Source organism: Streptomyces sp. NPDC048331 (assembly GCF_043201215.1).
GTDB lineage: Bacteria > Actinomycetota > Actinomycetes > Streptomycetales > Streptomycetaceae > Streptomyces.
The window spans coordinates 18,294-37,588 of record NZ_JBICYT010000005.1 but is presented as its reverse complement, the minus strand read 5'-3'; the positions used below and the strand labels follow the sequence as shown (position 1 = coordinate 37,588).

The window sequence follows — 19,295 nt, the reverse complement described above, 5'->3', positions numbered from 1 at the left end:
GGTCAGCTCCCCAGCGAGGCGAGCAGCCCGCCGAGGGCGGCCGCCGCGTTCACGGAGTCCACCAGCGGGGACCAGCGCTCCAGCGCGGCCCGCAGCCGTGCGGGCAGACCGGGCCGGATCTCCCCGGCCTCCTCCAGCTCACCGGCGGCCTCGTCCAGCTCGGCGTCGAGCGCCGAACGGTCGGCGCTGCGGGGCAGGCGTACGAGGGCCACGCGCAGCTCCCGTACGGCCTCCAGCAGTTCCGCCGCGCCCGGCGCGCCCGCGCCCGTACCGCCCTGGTTGACGGTGGTGTTGGTGATGTCGCTGCCGCCGATGCTGAAGGTGCTGCCTTCGATGCGGTTGATCCGCACCTCGCCGGTTCCCCCGTCGTGCGTCACTGCCGCTCTCCCCTGTCCGTGTGATGGCTCGTCCGATTGTGGTGTCCGCTGCCGCCCACGCTGAACGCGCTGTGGCTCACCGACTGGATGTAGACCCCGCCCTCCGCCACGTGGACCGCCCGCTGCGCGAACTCCTCCGTGTGCCAGCCCGCTTCGTGCAGAGCCAGGGTCACGCCGCCGACGATCCGGTCCTGGATGGTCTTCAGGTACCGGTCCAGGTCCATCAGCTGGAACAGCGAGGCGTCCTCCTGCGCCGCCAGCTCGCGTACGGAGACGGCCGGGCCGGCCGGGAGCGCCCCGCCGTGGCCCTCCGTGGCGATCTGCCACGGCCCGCGGCCGCCGCCGGCCAGGGTGGAGAGCGCCTTGGTGAGCGAGCGCGGAGCGTGCTCCAGCGCCCGGACCGCCTTGGCGAAGAGGTTGTTCTTCAGGTGGCGCCGGGCCACGTCGTCGGCCTCCTGGAACTGGGGCCGTACGGGCAGCAGCACGTGCGGCGCCACCTCCAGCATCAGCATCCCGCCCTGGGTGTGGACGCGTACGAAGACGGTGATGACGAGGTTCTCGTCCCAGCCGCCGACCCGTACCCGCAGGAAGTGGCGGCGGCGCTCGCCGCCCTCCTCCACGGCTCCGGCCCGGTGCGCGTCGAACGCCCGGTCCGAGAGGTCCGGCTCGTGCCCCGCGGGCAGCCCGGAGGCCGGCAGGAACACGCACTCGTCGACGACCAGTTCACGCAGCCGGTCCAGTACGGCCTGCTCGGCCTCCGGCGAGCCGTGCGGCGACGGGACGCGCAGGGCCTCCAGCCGCGGCCGGATCCGGGCCACGATCCGCTCGTTGTCCAGCGGTTCGGGATCGACCCCGTCCGCGGCCGGGCGCAGCTCGACCGACAGGTGCCAGGGGCGGTAGGCCGCGCCGGCGCCGCAGAACGGGTCGTCCACGTTGTAGACGACCAGGCGGCTGTGTTGGGTCCGCAGGATCCGCTCGCGGGCCTTGGCGAACCGGCGGCCGGAGGCGGGGTCGGCGTTCGGGTCGGCGTACCGCGCCCGGCTGAGCGAGGTGTTGATGACGCGGGCGAAGTGGCCCTGCTGGAGGCCGACGACCGCGGTCAGCAGGGCGAGGACGATCAGGACGGTCCAGGCGTACGCGCCCGCGATCACGTAGCCGAGTTCGGGCAGCCCGAAGAGGAGGGTGAACGGCTCCCGCTCGATCCCCCGCAGGATGCTCTCGTAGAGCCTGAGCGAGTCGTCGGCCCCTCCCACACGCGTCTCGCCTTCGAGCGCGCCCTGCAGCACGCCGAGGCCGACGCCGAGGAGCAACACGTAACCGCAGCCGCGCAGGAGCAGTTCGAGGAATCGGCTGCCGCGCCCCGTCCTCGCCCTGCGACGCGCGATCCGTCGGCCGCCGCTCAGGAAGGTGGCCGGGATGAGCAGGAAGAGCAGGAGCGGCTGGGCCAGCAGCAGTCCGAGGCCCCACACCGCCAGGACGGCGAAGGCCCAGGCCACTTCGGCGCGGCGGGCCTGGAGTGCGTGGGCGAGGACGCGGGCGGCGTCGAAGCCGTAGGAGGGCGCCACGAAGCGCTCCTCGTGCACGTGGAGCTCCTCGATCACCCGGTCGCGGTACGCGGCGTCGAGATAGCTGCCGGCGCACAGCAGGCGGCCCGCTTCGCTGAGCGAAGGGTGCACGGGTGTTCTGTCGTCCGCGGTGCTGGTCACCGAATCCCCCTTTCGGTGTGCGGAGGGAAACGATAAGGCGATCATCAGGCGCACGACAGGTCCGATCACGCCAAAAGGCCCCGGCGCGATGCGCCGGGGCCTTTCGGGAAAAGCGGATCGGGTCGGGCGACCGGATCAGATCAGGCCGAGCTCGCGCACCGCGTCGCGCTCCTCCGCCAGCTCCTGGACGGAGGCGTCGATGCGGGTGCGGGAGAACTCGTTGACGTCCAGGCCCTGGACGATCTCGTACTTGCCGTCCTTGCAGGTGACGGGGAAGGAGGAGATCAGACCGGCCGGGACGCCGTAGGAGCCGTCCGACGGGATACCCATCGAGGTCCAGTCGCCCTCGGCGGTGCCGTTGACCCACGTGTGCACGTGGTCGATGGCGGCGTTGGCGGCCGAGGCGGCCGAGGACGCGCCACGGGCCTCGATGATCGCGGCGCCGCGCTTGGCGACGGTCGGGATGAAGGTGTCGGCCAACCACGCCTCGTCGCCCACGACCTCGGCGGCGTTCTTGCCGGCGATCTCCGCGTGGAAGATGTCCGGGTACTGGGTCGCCGAGTGGTTGCCCCAGATGGTCAGGCGCTTGATGTCGGAGACGGCGCTGCCGGTCTTGGCGGCGAGCTGCGAGATCGCGCGGTTGTGGTCCAGGCGGGTCATCGCGGTGAAGCGCTCGGCCGGTACGTCCGGGGCGGCGGCCTGCGCGATGAGCGCGTTGGTGTTGGCCGGGTTGCCCACGACGAGGACCTTGATGTCGTCCGCGGCGTGCGCGTTGATGGCCTGGCCCTGCGGCTTGAAGATGCCGCCGTTGGCGGCGAGCAGGTCGCCGCGCTCCATGCCCTTGGTACGCGGGCGGGCGCCCACGAGCAGCGCGACGTTCGCACCGTCGAAGCCCTGGTTCGGGTCGTCGAAGATGTCGATGCCGGCGAGCAGCGGGAAGGCGCAGTCGTCGAGCTCCATGGCGGTGCCCTCAGCGGCCTTCATGCCCTGGGGGATCTCCAGAAGACGGAGCTTGACCGGCACGTCCGCGCCGAGCAGGTGACCGGATGCGATGCGGAAGAGCAGCGCGTAGCCGATCTGGCCGGCGGCGCCGGTGACGGTGACATTCACGGGAGTGCGGGTCATGGCCTTCTCCGTTAGACAGCTGGCGGTGGGGCGTCCCTGCCCCATGTGCTGGAGGACGCCGCTCCCCAGTAAATCTTGACGTGAAGAGACATCCGCGGTCAGGCTATCCGACCCGGGACCGGGCTAATCCCCGGGTCCCTGTGGTGCGCGGCACACGCACCCCGATATTCGAAGGTTCGACCGGGCCCCGGGCCACTGTTCGCCCCGGGAAGATCCGGCGCTCGACGCGGCGGATCCGGTCACGTCACCGCACGTCACCGCACGGTGACGCGGACCGCGCTCTCCATGAACGGGATCGGCAGCCACGGCTTGGGCGCCGCCATCACCAGCGCGAGCAGCGTGATCGCCACGCCGAGCAGCCCGTACGTGATCATGTCCGTGAAGCGGGAACGGACCGCGAGCATGCCCACCGAGGGCAGCACGCGCCGCATCACCGAGGCCGCGATCAGCGCCACGCCGATGGCCAGGCAGCCGACCCGCGGGTGCCCGAAGGCCGTGGCCAGCAGCCCGACCGCGGTCGCGGCGAGCACGCTGAGCATCGGCCACTGCCGGGCCGGCGTGGACACGGCCCCGGGGACGGCGCGACCGCTGCCCTCGGGTCGGGCGGTGTCCCGGGTGATGGAGGGGAAGCGGCGGGACCTGGCCGCCTGCTCGGCCCCGGCGGCCGTGCCGGGAGCGGCCGGCGCGCCGGGTGCGACGGGCGTGGCGGGCACGATCGGGGCGACGGGGGTGCCGTTCGCCTTGGCCGCACCGGCGCCCGCCGCGTTCTCCGCGTCCGATTCAGCCCGCACTGGTGGTCCGTTCCGCCGCCTCGACGACATTGACGAGCAGCTGGGCGCGGGTCATCGGGCCGACCCCGCCCGGGTTCGGCGAGATCCACGCGGCCACCTCGGCCACGCCGGGGTGCACATCCCCGACGATCTTCCCTTCCCCGTCCCGGCTGACGCCCACGTCGAGCACGGCCGCGCCGGGCTTCACGTCCTCCGGCTTGACCAGGTGCGGGACACCGGCCGCCGCGACGATGATGTCCGCCTGGCGCAGCTGCGCGGAGAGGTCGCGTGTACCGGTGTGGCAGAGCGTCACGGTGGCGTTCTCGGACTTGCGGGTCAGCAGCAGGCCGATGGAGCGCCCGACGGTGATCCCGCGGCCCAGGACGACGACGTGCGCGCCGTTGATGCCGACGTCGTGGTGACGCAGCAGTTCGACGATCCCGTACGGGGTGCAGGGCAGCGGTCCCGGCTCGTTCAGCACCAGCCGACCGAGGGACATGGGGTGCAGGCCGTCGGCGTCCTTGAGCGGATCCATCAGCTCAAGGACCCGGTTGGTGTCGATGCCCTTGGGGAGCGGGAGTTGCACGATGTAGCCGGTGCACGCCGGGTCGGCGTTGAGCTCGCGGACGACCGCCTCGATGTCCTCCTGGGAGGCCGTCCCGGGCAGTTCGCGCTGGATGGAGGCGATGCCGACCTCGGCGCAGTCCTTGTGCTTGCCGTTCACGTACCAGCGGCTGCCCGGATCGTCACCCACCAGGAGGGTGCCGAGGCCGGGGGTGATGCCCCGGGCCTTCAGGGCCGCCACTCGGGCGGTCAGTTCGGACTTGATCGCTGCGGCGGTGGCCTTGCCATCGAGAATCTGGGCGGTCATGACCCCATCCTCCCGGATGAGGCGGCCCCGGTTCCAGTCACGGCACCCATGGGGGCTCAGGGTTCATTGCACTTGCACAACAAGTCACGGCCTGTAGCCCAACCCGCTGGACAAGTAACGGCCGGGCGGACCACGATGACTCGACTGAGTGCCGCGGGCAGTGCCGGGGGGCGGACCGCACCGTGCAGGATTCCTCCGTGCTCGTGCCGTGCGTCCCTGCACCACACGGAGGAACACCCCACCATGAGCTTCGGCGACCCGCACAACCCGTACGGACAGCAGCCCCAGGCCCCTCAGGGCCAGCCCGGCTACGGCTACCCCCAGCAGGCACCGCAGAGCGTCCCGCAGCAGGGTGGCTACGCCTACCCGCAGCAGGCACCGCAGAGCTACCCGGGCGGATACCCGGGCGGTCCGGGCGGATACCCCGGGGCCCAGATGGAGATGCCGGGCGGGGCGAAGGCCGCGCGCGTCATCCTCTTCATCGTGGGCGCCCTGCAGGTACTGGGCGGCCTGTTCTTCATCATCGGCGGCGCCCTGTTCGCCGCGGCGCTCTCGGACTCCTCCAGCTCCTCCACCGAGGACGCGGGTGCCGTCGCCGGCACCGCGGGCGTCGTCGTGGGCGTCCTGTTCATCGGCTTCGCCCTGTGGCCCATCCTGACCGCGGCCAAGATGGGCAAGGGCCGTGGCGGGGTGCGCGTCTCCGGCATCATCTACGGCTCGCTCCAGACCCTCTTCGCCGTCCTCGGCGTGCTGGTGAACCTGGTCGCGCTCGGCGCGAGCGAGCACACCACGGGCGCCGGCGGCCTGACCGTCATCTCCGTGCTGCCGTCCGTGGTCTCCCTCGCCCTCGGCCTGACGATCATCATCGGCCTGGCCAAGGCCGGGGACTACTTCCGCCGTCCCCAGTACTGAGCCGTCCTTCCGTACACGGCGAAGGCCGCCACCCGCGGTGCGGGTGGCGGCCTTCGCCGTGTACGGGGGAGCCGGACTCAGTGGAAGAAGTGCCGGGTACCGGTGAAGTACATGGTCACACCGGCCTTCTGCGCGGCCTCGACGACCAGTTCGTCACGGACCGAACCGCCCGGCTGGACCACGGCCTTGATGCCCGCGGCGGTCAGGATCTCCAGCCCGTCCGGGAACGGGAAGAAGGCGTCGGACGCGGCGTACGAGCCCTGCGCGCGCTCGGCGCCCGCCCGCTCGACGGCGAGCTTCGCCGAGTCGACCCGGTTGACCTGGCCCATGCCGACGCCGACCGAGGCGCCGTCCTTGGCGAGCAGGATCGCGTTGGACTTGACGGCCCGGCAGGCCTTCCACGCGAAGACCAGCTCGGCGAGCTCGGCCGGGGACAGGGCGTCGCCGGTGGCCAGGGTCCAGTGGGCCGGGTCGTCGCCCTCGGCCTGGAAGACGTCCGACTGCTGGAGCAGCACGCCGCCGGAGATGGGCTTGAGGTCGCCCGGCTGGTGCGGGTGCCCGTCCACCTTCAGGACGCGGATGTTCTTCTTCTTGGCCAGGATCTCGACCGCGCCGTCCTCGTAGGCGGGGGCGGCGATGACCTCGGTGAAGATCTCCGCGACCTGCTCGGCGAGCTCGACCGTGACCGGGCGGTTGACGGCGATGACGCCGCCGAAGGCCGACAGCGGGTCGCAGGCGTGCGCCTTGCGGTGGGCCGCGGCGACGTCCGTGTCGACCGCGATGCCGCACGGGTTGGCGTGCTTGATGATCGCGACGCAGGGCTCTTCGTGGTCGTAGGCGGCGCGGCGCGCGGCCTCGGTGTCCACGTAGTTGTTGAAGGACATCTCCTTGCCGTGCAGCTGCTCGGCGTTGGCGAGTCCGCCCGGCTGTCCGTCCGTGTAGAGGGCGGCGGCCTGGTGCGGGTTCTCGCCGTAACGCAGGGTCGACTTGCGCTCCCAGGCGCCGGCCAGGAACTCGGGCAGGACCGCCTCGGGCTCCGGGGCGTACGCGTTCGTGAACCAGGAGGCCACGGCCACGTCGTAGGCGGCGGTGTGCTGGAAGGCCTCGGCCGCGAGCCGCTTGCGGGCGGTCAGGTCGAAGCCGCCGCCCTGGGCCGCCGCGATGACGTCGGCGTAGCGGGCCGGGCTGGTGACGACCGCGACGGAGGGGTGGTTCTTGGCGGCGGCGCGGACCATCGACGGACCGCCGATGTCGATCTGCTCCACGCACTCGTCGGGGGTGGCGCCCGACTGCACGGTCGCCAGGAAGGGGTAGAGGTTGACGATCACCAGGTCGAAGGGCTCGACACCCAGCTCGGCGAGCTGGTTGCGGTGGTCCTCCAGGCGCAGGTCGGCGAGGATGCCGGCGTGCACGCGCGGGTGCAGGGTCTTGACCCGGCCGTCCAGGCACTCGGGGAAGCCGGTCAGCTCCTCCACCTTGGTGACGGGCACCCCGGCGGCGGCGATCTTCGAGGCGGTGGAGCCGGTGGAGACGAGCGCGACGCCCGCCTCGTGCAGCCCGCGGGCCAGCTCTTCCAGTCCCGTCTTGTCGTAGACGCTGACGAGCGCACGCCTGATCGGCCGCTGGGTCGTGGTCGGGTCGTTGCTCTCTACGGCGGTCACTGGATTGTTACCTTTCGTCCCTCAATGCGGTAGCCGTGTCGGGCCAGACGCCCCACGACATCGACGAGCAGCTGGCGCTCGACTTCCTTGATGCGCTCATGGAGAGCGGCTTCGTCCTCTTCGTCCCGGACCTCGACCACACCCTGGGCGATGATCGGACCGGTGTCCACGCCGCTGTCCACGAAGTGGACCGTGCAGCCGGTGACCTTCGCTCCGTAGGCGAGGGCGTCCCGCACCCCGTGCGCGCCGGGGAAGGCCGGGAGGAGGGCGGGGTGGGTGTTGATGAACCGGCCGCCGAAGCGGTCGATGAACACCTTGCCCACGATCTTCATGAATCCGGCGGACACGACGAGGTCCGGCGCGTAGGCGTCGGTCGCCTCGGTGAGGGCGACATCCCACTCCGCGCGGCTGCCGTAGCCCTTGACCGGGCAGACGAAGGTGGGAATCCCCGCCTTCTCCGCCCGCTCCAGGCCGACGATGTTCTCGCGGTCGGCCCCCACGGCGACGACTTCGGCGCCGAAGCCCTCGGATCCGCCGGGGTGGGCGTCGATGGCGTCGAGCAGGGCCTGGAGGTTGGTGCCGGAACCGGAGACCAGCACGACCAGGCGGGAGGCGGCCATGGGAGGCCCTTTCTCGCGGGATTGCGGTGTTCGTCTTGTGTGGTCATACGAAACTTCGTGGTACCGATATATGGGGAACCATACGAAGCCACCGACCGCCTGCAACGATACCGGTACACCGGACAGCCCCCGAGGGACGGGGGGACGGCCGGGCGGTAGCGTCTGGCGTACAAGCCAGAAACTGGCCTCACCTCGCCACGACGTCCCACGACGTCCATGACACAGGGGAAGAAACACACCCGATGCCGGACCGCCGTCAGCCCGACTCCCCCACCGACGACAACCCCTTCGCGGCTCCGCCGGAAGGCCGGCCCGACCAGCCGTGGCAGCCGCGCACCGGTGGCGACGGCGACGGCGACGGCCGGAAGGACTCCGACGGCGGGCGGGGGCCGGCGCGCTGGGACCCGACGGACCCGATCCAGCGCCGCGCCCGCTACGCGCTGCTGGCCGGCATGTGGGGCTTCTTCTTCGGGATCTTCGGGATCCCGTCGGTCGGACTGCTGCTCGGCGCACTCGCCCTGTACTGGGGAATCACCGCCCTGCGCGGCAAGCCCGCACCGGCGACCGCCGACGGCGCCCCCGCGGCACCGGCCGGCCTGGACGCCCTGGGCCCCGCGGCCCGCCCGCAGCGCACCGCGGCGGTGAGCGGCCTGGTCACGGCCTCGCTGGCGATCCTGCTGGCGTTCAGCTCGTACGCCCTTCAGCTCGCCTACAAGGACTTCTACGTCTGCCGCGACGACGCCCTCACCAAGTCGGCGGAGCTCCAGTGCAACACCCTCCTGCCGGACAACCTGGTGGGCGACGTCCTGAAGGTCCGCCAGTAGGCACCCGCCCCGCCCACCTGGGCCACGCCGCCCCTTCCGGCCCCGCCGGCGTGTGAGGCGCGGGGTCCGGGGCGGACCCCCGGCAACGGCGCCGCGCCCGATCCACCACCCGAACGGCCTACTCGGGCGGCGGCTTCCGCCGGGCCAGCACCCGCGCCCCGACGACCGGCGGAGCCAACGGCGCTGACACCGGCTCAGCCGGCGGAACCGGCTTCGGTGCCAGCAGACCCGGATCCAGGTCCAGCCCGGACACCACCGTCACGGCCCGCCGCCCCGGCCCCACCGGCGCGGCAACCGCCGGAGGCACCGGCACCGGCACCGGATCCCCGGCACCCGCCGGCGGCACCGCCGGCAGGTCCGGAACCAGCGCCCCCGCAGCCTTCCGCAGCGCCTCCCATCGGATCTCCCGCACCCCGCTGTCGTGCCACCCGTCGTCCACGGCCTCCGCCTCGTCGGCGTCCAGGCCGCCGGGCCCGATGGCCGGGCGGGTCCGCCACGCGTGCACCGCCACCGCGACGGGCACGGCCAGTACCGCCGTCCAGGCGAAGGCCGCCACCCCGGTGGTCCACCACACCGGCCCGAATTCCGACAGCCGCCGCGAGCCCAACGGCCCCGCCGAGGCCGCCGCGAGCCCGGTCATCGTCAGGCCGCACACCACCGCGCCGAGGGCCGCCGTGAGCGCCGTCTCCCCGTACGAGACCTCACGCGCCCGGCGTACCGCGAACCAGCCCACCGCGAGCCCGGCGACCACCGGCACTCCGACGACCGCCCAGGTCAGCGGGGTTCCGGACCCTTCGGCCGGGAGCGCCGACAGCAGCGGGAAACGGGGCAGTGCGGGCGCGCCCGGGAAGCCCAGCGGGGTGGCCGTCACATCGGCGCCCAGCGCGAAGCCCGGCCCGAGGGCGTAGGCCGCTCCCCAGACCATGGCGTTGGGGATCAGGGTGAGCGCGAGCAGCAGGACGGCGAAGCGGCCCGACCACACCCCGGTCAGCGACAGGAAGGAGGCCTGGACCTCGGCGCCGTGCCACGCGAGCGAGGCGCCGACGACGAGCGCGCCGCCGCCCAGGAGCACCAGGGACCCGCCCGCGCCCGCCCGGAGCGCGAGGGCGTATCGGGGGCGCACAATAGCCCTCCTCACGCCCCCTGGTAGCCAGGACGGCAGCGGCCCGAGCGGACGACCCCGGGCTCCCCACACCCCGCCGGCGGCGGCGAGTACGGCCACCAGCGGGACGTGCCAGGCCGCACTGATGGGGTCGGCCGGCATGGGGCCACCGGCGGCGTACACCGTGGCGAGGGCCCCGACGGCGAGGTATCCGCAGAGCACGGCCGAGAACACGGCCGCGGCGGGCAGCACCTCCTCGTCGTCCTCCTCGGCGGCGCTCCCCAGTCGGGCGGCCCGCCGCATGAGCAGCACGGGCAGCGCCACCAGGAGCAGCGGCGTCATCCCGACGGGTGCGGGGATGCCCGACAGGGTGTCGTAGCGCACCAGCTCCGTCCCGTGGGCGAGCAGCCACAGCCCGGCGGCCAGGTGCAGGGCCCCGCCGGGGCCGCTGTCGGGGTAGGGGGAACTGATCCACAGCACGATCACGAGCACGGCGAGGAAGCCGAGCCCGAGTCCGGCCGCCACGGCGCCGCCCACGACGCATGCGGCGGCGGCCGGTGAACGGCGCCGCACGCCGGCTCGCGGTGCCGCTGACAACGGGGTCCCGCGTTCGGTCACTTGGGTCACCCCGCCATGGTGCCAACGACACGCGCTATGGACGGGTAACAGGCGAATGCCCGTGGTGTCGCTCAATATACGTTTATGTACTTTATTGCCCAGAGCTGCCGGTTTGCGGGGAGTGTGGCATGACACGAAGCGTCGAGACGACCTCCCCCGAGGACTCGGAGCTGAGCCTGCCCGCCCCCAAGGAGCGCCGCAGACTGCGCGAGGCGGCGGAACTGACGCACGATGAGGTCGCCGCGGCCGTGGGCGTCACCGCGGCGACCGTCCGCTCCTGGGAATCGGGCCGCACCGCTCCGCGCGGGCGCAAGCGCGAGGTGTACAGGCAGTTCCTGGCGCGCCTGGCCGGCGAACGGCAGGACCGTGGTTCTGCCGGGGAGCCGGTGAGGGCGAAGCCGACCGGGGAGGCGGAGGAACCCGCCGCGGACTCCCCTGCTCCGGCCGCACCGACCCCGGAAGGGCCGACCGCGGCCGCGCCGAGCTCGCACGGGCGAACCTCGGACACGCCGAACTCGGACACGCCGACCTCGGACGCGGCCGCCGACATGCCGACCTCTGACCTGCGGGCCTCGAACGCGCCGACCTCCGACGTGCAGGCCTCGGACGCGCCGGCCGAGCCCGAGCAGCTCCTCGACCCGCCCGCCGCCGAGCCCCCCGCCCTGATCCCGACGCCGGGCTCGGCCGCCGGGGCCTTCGACACCCTCTACGCCCGCACCGCCCTCGACCTCGCCCGGCAGGCCTACCTGCTCACCGGCCGCCGTGCGCTCGCCCTGGAGGCCGTGGAGAAGGCCTTCGTCCAGGCCTGGGACCGGTGGCCCGAGGTGGCCGCCGACCCGGACCCGGCGGGCTGGGTGCGCGCGATCGTGTACGAGTACGCGCTCTCCCCCTGGCACCGCTTCCGGCGCGCCCACCGCCATCTCGACAAGCCGCCCGCCGAGCCCGCCGACCGGATCCTGCTCGACGCCCTGCTCTCGCTGTCCCCCGCGCACCGCCGTACGGTCCTGCTCTACGACGGCGTCGGCCTCGACCTCCCCGACACCGCCGCCGAGACGGAGGCGACCACGCCCACCGCGGGCGCCCGGCTCGTGCACGCGCACGCCGACCTCGCCGACCGGATCCCCCAACTGGCCGACGTACCGCTCGAAAAGCAGTCCGCGCTGCTGCGCGACCTGATCACCGCGCTACGACCGGCCGGCGATCTCGCACCACGCCCGGCGTCCGCCGTCCGCGGCGGCGGCGAGCGGCGCACCCGGCTGTGGACCCGCGCGACCCTCAGCCTGACGGCGATGATCGCCGTCTCGACGTCCTACACGCTCATGACCGCGCCCACCCACTACGAGCCCCCGTTGGCGCCCGGCGAGAGCGTCTCCGGGGTCCCCCCGCTCGCCGGCCCCCAACAACTCACCGAGCACGGCAAGCAGCTCCACGACAAGCTGCGCGCCGACCCGGAGGCCGGACCGGCACGGATCGCCCCACGGCTCGAATGAGAAACGGGCGTGGGGCCCCCCCCCCCCCCCGGGGGGGGCGCCCCCCCGGGGGGGGGGGGCCCACGCCCGAGTTCACGTGCGCCCGTACGGAGGTCCGTACGGCGACCGCTTACTTGCCGGCGAGGATCTCGCGCGCCAGCTTGGCGGTCTCGGTCGGCGTCTTGCCGACCTTGACGCCGGCGGCCTCGAGGGCCTCCTTCTTGGCCTGCGCGGTGCCGGAGGAGCCGGAGACGATGGCGCCGGCGTGGCCCATGGTCTTGCCCTCGGGGGCGGTGAAGCCCGCGACGTAGCCGACAACCGGCTTGGTGACGTTCTTCGCGATGAAGTCCGCCGCACGCTCCTCGGCGTCGCCGCCGATCTCGCCGATCATGACGATCAGCTCGGTGTCCGGGTCGGCCTCGAAGGCCTCCAGGGCGTCGATGTGCGTGGTGCCGATGACCGGGTCGCCACCGATGCCGACGGCGGAGGTGAAGCCGATGTCACGGAGCTCGTACATCATCTGGTAGGTCAGCGTGCCCGACTTGGACACGAGACCGATCTTGCCGGGCTTGGTGATGTCGCCCGGGATGATGCCGGCGTTGGACTGGCCGGGGGTGATCAGACCCGGGCAGTTCGGGCCGATGATCCGGGTCTTGTTGCCCTTGGCGGTCGCGTACGCCCAGAACGCGGCGGAGTCGTGCACCGCGATGCCCTCGGTGATGACGACGGCCAGCGGGATCTCGGCGTCGATCGCCTCGACCACGGCGGCCTTGGCGAAGGCCGGCGGGACGAAGAGGACGGAGACGTTGGCGCCCGTCTTCTCCATCGCCTCGGCGACGGAGCCGAAGACCGGGACCTCGGTGCCGTCGAAGTCGACGGTGGTGCCGGCCTTGCGCGGGTTCACGCCGCCGACGATGTTGGTGCCGTCAGCCAGCATCAGCTTGGTGTGCTTCATGCCCGTGGCACCGGTCATGCCCTGGACGATGACCTTGCTGTCCTTGTTGAGGAAGATAGCCATGTGAGTCTGTGACCTCTGCCCTTACTTCGCAGCCGCGAGCTCGGCGGCCTTGTCGGCCGCGCCGTCCATGGTGTCCACGCGCTGCACCAGCGGGTGGTTGGCGTCCGAGAGGATCTTGCGACCCAGCTCGGCGTTGTTGCCGTCGAGACGGACGACCAGCGGCTTGGTGACCGCCTCGCCCTTGTCCGCGAGCAGCTGCAGCGCCTGGACGATGCCGTTGGCGACCTCGTCGCACGCGGTGATGCCGCCGAAGACGTTGACGAAGACGGACTTGACGTCCGGGTCGCCGAGGATGATCTCGAGACCGTTGGCCATGACGGCGGCGGAGGCGCCACCGCCGATGTCCAGGAAGTTGGCGGGCTTGACGCCACCGTGGTTCTCGCCGGCGTAGGCGACGACGTCGAGGGTGCTCATGACGAGACCCGCGCCGTTGCCGATGATGCCGACCTCACCGTCGAGCTTGACGTAGTTGAGGTTCTTCGCCTTGGCGGCGGCCTCGAGCGGGTTCGCGGCCGCGTGGTCCACGAACTCCTCGTGACCCGGCTGGCGGAACTCGGCGTTCTCGTCGAGCGAGACCTTGCCGTCGAGCGCGATGACGTCGCCGTTGGCGACCTTCGCGAGCGGGTTGACCTCGACGAGGAGCGCGTCCTCGGCGATGAAGGTCGCCCACAGGGTCACGAGGACCTCGGCGACCTTCTCGGCGACCTCGGCCGGGAACTGCGCCAGCGCGACGATCTCGCGGGCCTTCTCGATGGTCACGCCCTCGTTGGCGTTCACCGGGACCTTGGCGAGCTTCTCCGGGGTCTCCTCGGCGACCTGCTCGATGTCCATGCCGCCCGCGACGGACGCCATGGCGAGGAAGGTGCGGTTGGTCCGGTCGAGGAGGTACGAGACGTAGTACTCCTCCAGGATCTCCGGAGCCGTCTCGGCGATCATCACCTTGTGGACCGTGTGGCCCTTGATGTCCATGCCGAGGATGTCCGTCGCCCGGGCGACGGCCTCGTCCGGGGTGGCGGCCAGCTTCACGCCACCGGCCTTGCCGCGGCCGCCGACCTTCACCTGCGCCTTGACGACCGACTTGCCGCCCAGCCGCTCGGTGGCCTCGCGAGCCGCCTCAGGCGTGTCGATGACTTCACCGGCCAGCACCGGTACACCGTGCTTGGCGAAGAGGTCCCTCGCCTGGTACTCGAACAGGTCCACGCGCGTCCGTCCCTTGTCTTCAAAGATTCGCAGTGATTCGCGGTTGTCTGCTATCTGCGTGGGCGTGCCGCGGAGGGCAACGTGACGGCGCTGTCACAAGGAAGGCGCACACGGTGACCGTGGACGCGGCATGTCCGTCCCGCAGGTTATCCCCGAGGGCCGTGGGTCCCTAAATCGCAGATCACACCTGAGCGGTGATACCTGTCACAGAACGCCTCACGGTTGAACTGGAAGTTCGTGTGATTCACCGATTCACAGCAGCAGACGGGACGCGCCGGCCGGGAAACCGTCAGGGGATCGGCAGAGGGCGCTTCTCCAATGCCGCGGCCATCACCTCCGGGAACAGGTCGGGAGTGCACGCGAAGGCCGGCGCCCCAAGTGCCGCAAGGGCTGCGGCGTGCTCGCGGTCGTAGGCCGGGGCACCCTCGTCGGACAGGGCCAGCAAGGTCACGAACTCGACGCCCGCCCCCTTCATCGCGGCGACCCGCTTCAGCATCTCGTTGCGGATGCCGCCCTCGTAGAGATCACTGATGAGGACGACGACGGTGTCGGCGGGTCGGGTGATCTTCGATTGGCAGTAGGCGAGCGCGCGGTTGATGTCGGTGCCACCGCCCAATTGGGTGCCGAAAAGCACGTCGACCGGGTCGTCGAGCTGGTCGGTCAGGTCGACGATCGCGGTGTCGAAGACGACCAGACGGGTGGCGATCGAACGCATGGAGGCGAGGACCGCTCCGAAGACGGAGGCGTAGACGACGGAGGCCGCCATCGAACCCGACTGGTCGATGCACAAGATCACCTCCTTCTTCACCGACCGGGCCGCCCGGCCGTATCCGATCAGCCGTTCGGGGACGACGGTGCGGTACTCGGGCAGGTAGTTCTTGAGATTGGCCTGGATCGTGCGGTTCCAGTCGATGTCGTGGTGGCGGGGCCGGCTGATCCGGGCGGAGCGGTCGAGGGCGCCGGTCAGCGTCGCCCGGGTCCGCGCCGCGAGCTTCTTCTCCAGCTGCTCGACCACCTTGCGGACCACGGCCCGCGCCGTCTCCTTCGTCGTCTCCGGCATCGCCTTGTTCAGGGAGAGCAGGGTGCCGACCAGGTGCACGTCCGGTTCGACGGCCTCCAGCATCTCCGGTTCCAGCAGCAGGGCGGCCAGGCCCAGTCGCTCGATGGCGTCGCGCTGCATGACCTGGACCACGGAGCTCGGGAAGTACGTACGGATGTCCCCGAGCCAGCGCGCCACATTCGGCGCGGACCCGCCCAGCCCGGCCGACCGCGCCCCCGACGTCCTGCGGGACCCCGCCTCGCCGCCCCCGCCGTACAGCGCGCCGAGAGCGGCGTCCATCGCCGCGTCCCGCCCGGTCAGCGCGCAACCCGTGCCATCGGCATCACCCCCGCCGAGCACCATCCGCCACCGCCGCAACCGCTCGCCTCCGACGAGGTCGCCGGTGTGCCGCTCTCCCGCACTCACGTCCGTACCGTTCACGTTCCTGTCCCCCTGCACTCGTCGTACCTCTCTTTCAGCCCCGCCGGCGTGTGAGGCGCGGGGGCTCGGGGGCAGCGCCCCCGCGACGGCACCGCACGCCCCCTCACGCCGCCGCGAGCAGCATCCGCACCAGCCCCACCACCGCGTCCGCCCGCTCCGGGTCCAGCTCCGGAGCGAAGCCCGCCGGGGCCGCGGATCCCGCACCCGCGGCGACCGCACCGCCGGGACCGCGTCGCACCAGCTCGCCCAAGGTCCGCTTCACGCCCGGCTCGTACGCCCCGAACGTCCGCCGCAGCAGCGGAAGTACGTCGGTGAACGCGCGCTCCGGCACCCCCACCAGCCAGGTGTCGATCAGGCCCAGCAGCCGGTCGTCGTGGACCAGCAGCGTGCCCCCGCCCGAGCCGCCGCCCGCGAATCCCTCGATCCATCCCGCCGCGTCGGCCGGGGAGGACGCCGGGGACAGGGCGAGCCCCATCAGCCGGGCCGTCTCCTCGGCCGGCAGCCGCCCGTCGTCGAGGAGCAGCCGGGCCGCCCGGCCGCGGATCACACCGGGCACGGTGTCCCGGTCGGCCAGCACCGCGAGCACCGCGGTCCAGCGCTCCCGCAGTCCTTCGTCGGCGTCCGCCAGCAGCCCGATCGCCCCGTGCACCCCGTCCACGTGGCCGCGCATCTCGGCCGCCGCGTCGGCGTCCAGTCCGGCCGTGCAGGCCGAGGGCAGCGCCACGCATATCCGCTCGGCGAGCCCGGCCGCCACGCTGCCGAGCGCCGTCGCGTCGGTGCCGCGGACGTCCCCGTACCGCAGCGAACGGGCCAGGGCGGGCAGGGCCTTGGCGAGCCGTGCCACGTCGGTGTCCAGCGCGGCCCGGTCCGCGAGGGCCCGCAGGACGGCGGGCAGCGCCTGTGCGAGCCCCGCCAGCAGGCACTGCTCGGCCAGGGCCGTCACCTCGCCCAGCTCCGCGGCCCCGGCGGCGTCCGCCTCGGCCTTGGCGGTGGCCGCGCCGAGGACGGTGGTCCCCCATATCCCGGCCTCGGCGACCCGCACCGACAGCTCCGGCTCCCACCGCAACCGCCAGGTCTCCCGGAAGGTGCCGGTGCCGGCCCGGGACACGGCGGGGGTGCCCCAGCCGATGCCGAGCAGCCGCAGCCGGTGCAGCAGCAGGGACTTCGCCGTGTCGGTGTCCTTGCGCAGGTCCAGTTCCAGCTCGCGCTCCTGCGCCTCGACCTTGAGCCGGAGCGTGCGCTGCTGTCGTGTCAGGTCGCGCTGGAGGGGTACGACGGGGGCTCCGTCCGGGACCTCACCGAGCACGTCGCCGACGACGAGCCGGTCCTCGATCAGTGCGATCGGTATGTCGGAGCCGTCGCACATCACCGCCCGGACCGCTTCCAGGGTCTCCGTCAGGCCCGGCAGCGGCCGGCCCCGCATCGCGGCGAGGGTCTCGGCCAGCCGGACCGCCTCGATGACGTGCGCCGAGGAGACCTGCCGGTCCTCCTCGCGCAGCAGTCCGGCGACCTTGGTCAGCCACCGCTCGACGGGCCGGTCCCGGGCGGTGAAGAGATGGGCGTACCAGCCGGGAGAGGTGATCCCCGCGCCGTACCCGCCGGCCCGCGCGAGCCTGCGATGGGTCCAGGGCACCCAGGTGGTCTCCACCTTGACCTTCGGCAGGCCGCTCAGCAGGGCCTTGTCGGCGGCCACGGTGGTTCTGGCGCGCAGTGCGGGGACGTGCCAGGCCCCGCAGACCACGGCGTAGGCGTCGCCGAACTCCCGGCGGGCGGCCCGCATCCGCTGCCGCATGTACGCCTCGCGCACCAGGTCGCGCCGGTGGCCCCCGCCGCCGTAGGCCTCGCGCAGGGCTCCCATGGCGTCCCCGAGCGCCTCGAAGGCACCGAGCACGTCCTGCCCCGCGCCCCGGGCGCCTCGGTGCTCGACCACGTCCTCCCACCAGCGCTCGGGATCGTCGTACCCGGCGGTCTCGGCCAGCACGGCGAGCGGGTCCAGCCGGACGGTGTCGGTCCCGGTCCCTTCGGGCCCGTCCGCTCCGGTGGCGAGCGAGTGCGCCGCGGGGAGGTCGATGAACCGGACCGGGACGTCGTGCTCCTGGGCCCAGCGGATGGCCACCCACTCGGGTGAGAACCCGGCCAGCGGCCAGAACGCGGCCCGGCCGGGATCGTCCGCGGCGTGCGCGAGGAGCGCGACGGGCGGCCGCATGTCCTTCTCGGCGGCGAGCGGCAGCAGCGCGTCCCCCTCGGGCGGGCCCTCGATGAGCACCGCCTCGGGTCGGGCCGCCTCCAGTGCCGCGCGGACGGCGCGGGCCGAGCCGGGCCCGTGGTGCCGTACGCCGAGCAGCAGTGGCCCCCGCGACGGGCTCGGGCTCATACGGTCACCTCCCGGCAGGCCCGGTAGAAGTCCTTCCAGCCGTCGCGCTCGCGGACCACGGCCTCCAGGTATTCCTGCCAGACCACCTTGTCGGCGGCCGGGTCGCGGACCACGGCGCCGAGGATCCCGGCGGCCACGTCGGAGGGGCGCAGCACGCCGTCCCCGAAGTGGGCGGCCAGGGCCAGCCCGCCGGTGACGACGGAGATGGCCTCGGCGGTGGACAGCGTGCCGCTGGGCGACTTCACCTTGGTGCGGCCGTCGTCGGTGACCCCGTCGCGCAGCTCGCGGAAGACGGTGACGACGCGGCGGATCTCCTCCAGGCCCTCGGGCGCGGCCGGCAGGTCGAGGGCGCGGCCCATCTGGTCGACGCGGCGGGCGACGATGTCGACCTCGGCGTCGGCGGTGGCGGGCAGGGGCAGCACCACGGTGTTGAAGCGGCGACGCAGCGCGCTGGAGAGCTCGTTCACCCCGCGGTCACGGTCGTTGGCGGTGGCGATGAGGTTGAAGCCGCGCACGGCCTGCACCTCTTCGCCCAGTTCCGGTATCGGGAGAGTCTTCTCGGACAGGACGGTGATCAGGGTGTCCTGGACGTCGGCGGGGATGCGGGTGAGCTCCTCGACGCGGGCGGTCATGCCCTCGGCCATGGCCCGCATGACGGGGCTGGGGACGAGCGCCTCGCGGCTGGGGCCGTGGGCGAGCAACCGGGCGTAGTTCCAGCCGTAGCGGATGGCTTCCTCGGGGGTGCCGGCGGTGCCCTGGACGAGGAGGGTGGAGTCTCCGCTGACGGCTGCCGCGAGGTGTTCGGACACCCAGGTCTTGGCGGTGCCGGGGACGCCCAGCAGGAGGAGGGCGCGGTCGGTGGCCAGGGTGGTGACGGCGACCTCGACGATGCGGCGCGGCCCCACGTACTTGGGTGTGATCATCGTGCCGTCGTCGAGGGTGCCGCCGAGCAGGTAGGTGGCGACGGCCCACGGGGAGAGCTTCCAGCGGGTCGGGCGGGGCCGGTCGTCGGCGGCCGCCAGGGCTTTCAGTTCGTGTGCGAAGGCGTCTTCGGCGTGCGGTCGCAGAGCCTCTGCTCGCTGCTCGTTCCCGTGCATGGTCATGGTCCCCCTCCAAAGCTCGGCAGCCGCTCCCGACTGCTGACCCCACGGTGCACCACGCCACTGAC

The 19,295-nt window shown here is 72.6% G+C and carries 16 protein-coding genes; 3 read left to right on the top strand and 13 right to left on the bottom strand.

Annotated elements, in window-relative coordinates:
• Positions 1–2: 2 nt before the first annotated feature.
• The 5 genes from ACGFYY_RS10155 to ACGFYY_RS10135 all read right to left on the bottom strand — a co-directional run bounded on the left by ACGFYY_RS10155 (position 3) and on the right by ACGFYY_RS10135 (position 4,849).
• On the bottom strand, positions 3–377 hold the full coding sequence (locus ACGFYY_RS10155) for a hypothetical protein (protein ID WP_393708085.1): 375 nt from the start codon (positions 375–377) through the stop codon (positions 3–5).
• Positions 374–2,083 carry a hypothetical protein gene (locus ACGFYY_RS10150; protein ID WP_393708083.1) on the bottom strand — a complete coding sequence of 570 codons (1,710 nt, stop codon included), beginning with the start codon at positions 2,081–2,083 and terminating at the stop codon, positions 374–376. Before ACGFYY_RS10150 ends, ACGFYY_RS10155 begins: the two co-directional genes overlap by 4 nt.
• A 135-nt stretch (positions 2,084–2,218) precedes the next feature.
• On the bottom strand, positions 2,219–3,208 hold the full coding sequence (locus tag ACGFYY_RS10145; RefSeq protein WP_393708081.1) for a malate dehydrogenase: 990 nt from the start codon (positions 3,206–3,208) through the stop codon (positions 2,219–2,221).
• A gap of 254 nt (positions 3,209–3,462) precedes the next feature.
• Positions 3,463–3,999, bottom strand: coding sequence for a DUF3017 domain-containing protein (locus tag ACGFYY_RS10140; RefSeq protein ID WP_393708079.1), 537 nt, complete (start codon positions 3,997–3,999; stop codon positions 3,463–3,465).
• Positions 3,989–4,849 (bottom strand): bifunctional methylenetetrahydrofolate dehydrogenase/methenyltetrahydrofolate cyclohydrolase, encoded by an 861-nt coding sequence (locus tag ACGFYY_RS10135; RefSeq protein WP_365267298.1) that lies wholly within the window; start codon positions 4,847–4,849, stop codon positions 3,989–3,991. Before ACGFYY_RS10135 ends, ACGFYY_RS10140 begins: the two co-directional genes overlap by 11 nt.
• A 243-nt stretch (positions 4,850–5,092) precedes the next feature.
• Here ACGFYY_RS10135 and ACGFYY_RS10130 point away from each other — a divergent pair, with 243 nt between their 5' ends.
• Complete coding sequence (locus ACGFYY_RS10130; RefSeq protein ID WP_365267296.1) at positions 5,093–5,761, top strand: hypothetical protein; 669 nt, start codon at positions 5,093–5,095, stop codon at positions 5,759–5,761.
• A 77-nt stretch (positions 5,762–5,838) separates the two neighbouring features.
• On the opposite strand, the gene purH is transcribed toward ACGFYY_RS10130, so the two are convergent.
• Positions 5,839–7,422, bottom strand: a complete 1,584-nt coding sequence (gene purH, locus ACGFYY_RS10125; protein ID WP_393708076.1) for a bifunctional phosphoribosylaminoimidazolecarboxamide formyltransferase/IMP cyclohydrolase — start codon at positions 7,420–7,422, stop codon at positions 5,839–5,841.
• Positions 7,419–8,042 (bottom strand): phosphoribosylglycinamide formyltransferase, encoded by a 624-nt coding sequence (purN, locus tag ACGFYY_RS10120; protein WP_393708073.1) that lies wholly within the window; start codon positions 8,040–8,042, stop codon positions 7,419–7,421. The genes purH and purN overlap by 4 nt, the downstream gene beginning before the upstream one ends.
• Positions 8,043–8,284: 242 nt before the next feature.
• Between purN and ACGFYY_RS10115 the strand changes: the two genes are divergently transcribed.
• Positions 8,285–8,866, top strand: a complete 582-nt coding sequence (locus ACGFYY_RS10115; protein WP_393708071.1) for a hypothetical protein — start codon at positions 8,285–8,287, stop codon at positions 8,864–8,866.
• 118 nt (positions 8,867–8,984) lie between these two features.
• Here ACGFYY_RS10115 and ACGFYY_RS10110 read toward each other — a convergent pair whose 3' ends face one another.
• The gene (locus ACGFYY_RS10110; RefSeq protein ID WP_393708069.1) at positions 8,985–10,595 is read right to left on the bottom strand and encodes a DUF6350 family protein; all 1,611 of its coding nucleotides are present in this window, start codon (positions 10,593–10,595) and stop codon (positions 8,985–8,987) included.
• A 119-nt stretch (positions 10,596–10,714) separates the two neighbouring features.
• Here ACGFYY_RS10110 and ACGFYY_RS10105 point away from each other — a divergent pair, with 119 nt between their 5' ends.
• A complete protein-coding gene (locus ACGFYY_RS10105; RefSeq protein WP_393708067.1) occupies positions 10,715–12,076 on the top strand; it encodes a helix-turn-helix domain-containing protein in 1,362 nt (453 codons plus the stop codon).
• A gap of 109 nt (positions 12,077–12,185) precedes the next feature.
• Here the strand turns inward: ACGFYY_RS10105 and sucD are convergent, their stop codons facing one another.
• From sucD to ACGFYY_RS10080, 5 genes are all read right to left on the bottom strand, one after another.
• Complete coding sequence (sucD, locus tag ACGFYY_RS10100; RefSeq protein WP_030763151.1) at positions 12,186–13,073, bottom strand: succinate--CoA ligase subunit alpha; 888 nt, start codon at positions 13,071–13,073, stop codon at positions 12,186–12,188.
• Positions 13,074–13,094: 21 nt separating this feature from the next.
• Positions 13,095–14,273, bottom strand: a complete 1,179-nt coding sequence (sucC, locus tag ACGFYY_RS10095; protein ID WP_030389142.1) for an ADP-forming succinate--CoA ligase subunit beta — start codon at positions 14,271–14,273, stop codon at positions 13,095–13,097.
• A 289-nt stretch (positions 14,274–14,562) separates the two neighbouring features.
• Positions 14,563–15,675, bottom strand: a complete 1,113-nt coding sequence (locus ACGFYY_RS10090) for a VWA domain-containing protein (RefSeq protein WP_393708521.1) — start codon at positions 15,673–15,675, stop codon at positions 14,563–14,565.
• Between the two features lie 181 nt (positions 15,676–15,856).
• On the bottom strand, positions 15,857–18,127 hold the full coding sequence (locus ACGFYY_RS10085; protein WP_393708064.1) for a DUF5682 family protein: 2,271 nt from the start codon (positions 18,125–18,127) through the stop codon (positions 15,857–15,859).
• On the bottom strand, positions 18,124–19,230 hold the full coding sequence (locus ACGFYY_RS10080; RefSeq protein ID WP_393708062.1) for an AAA family ATPase: 1,107 nt from the start codon (positions 19,228–19,230) through the stop codon (positions 18,124–18,126). Before ACGFYY_RS10080 ends, ACGFYY_RS10085 begins: the two co-directional genes overlap by 4 nt.
• Positions 19,231–19,295: the final 65 nt, after the last annotated feature.

Excerpts from the sequence above, each read along its gene's own strand:
- ACGFYY_RS10145 (WP_393708081.1), bottom strand. The coding sequence starts at position 3,208 with ATGACCCGCACTCCCGTGAATGTCACCGTCACCGGCGCCGCCGGCCAG.
- ACGFYY_RS10135 (WP_365267298.1), bottom strand. The coding sequence starts at position 4,849 with ATGACCGCCCAGATTCTCGATGGCAAGGCCACCGCCGCAGCGATCAAG.
- ACGFYY_RS10130 (WP_365267296.1), top strand. The coding sequence starts at position 5,093 with ATGAGCTTCGGCGACCCGCACAACCCGTACGGACAGCAGCCCCAGGCC.
- purN (WP_393708073.1), bottom strand. The coding sequence starts at position 8,042 with ATGGCCGCCTCCCGCCTGGTCGTGCTGGTCTCCGGTTCCGGCACCAAC.
- ACGFYY_RS10115 (WP_393708071.1), top strand. The coding sequence starts at position 8,285 with ATGCCGGACCGCCGTCAGCCCGACTCCCCCACCGACGACAACCCCTTC.
- ACGFYY_RS10105 (WP_393708067.1), top strand. The coding sequence starts at position 10,715 with ATGACACGAAGCGTCGAGACGACCTCCCCCGAGGACTCGGAGCTGAGC.
- sucD (WP_030763151.1), bottom strand. The coding sequence starts at position 13,073 with ATGGCTATCTTCCTCAACAAGGACAGCAAGGTCATCGTCCAGGGCATG.
- ACGFYY_RS10090 (WP_393708521.1), bottom strand. The coding sequence starts at position 15,675 with ATGGTGCTCGGCGGGGGTGATGCCGATGGCACGGGTTGCGCGCTGACC.
- ACGFYY_RS10085 (WP_393708064.1), bottom strand. The coding sequence starts at position 18,127 with ATGAGCCCGAGCCCGTCGCGGGGGCCACTGCTGCTCGGCGTACGGCAC.
- ACGFYY_RS10080 (WP_393708062.1), bottom strand. The coding sequence starts at position 19,230 with ATGACCATGCACGGGAACGAGCAGCGAGCAGAGGCTCTGCGACCGCAC.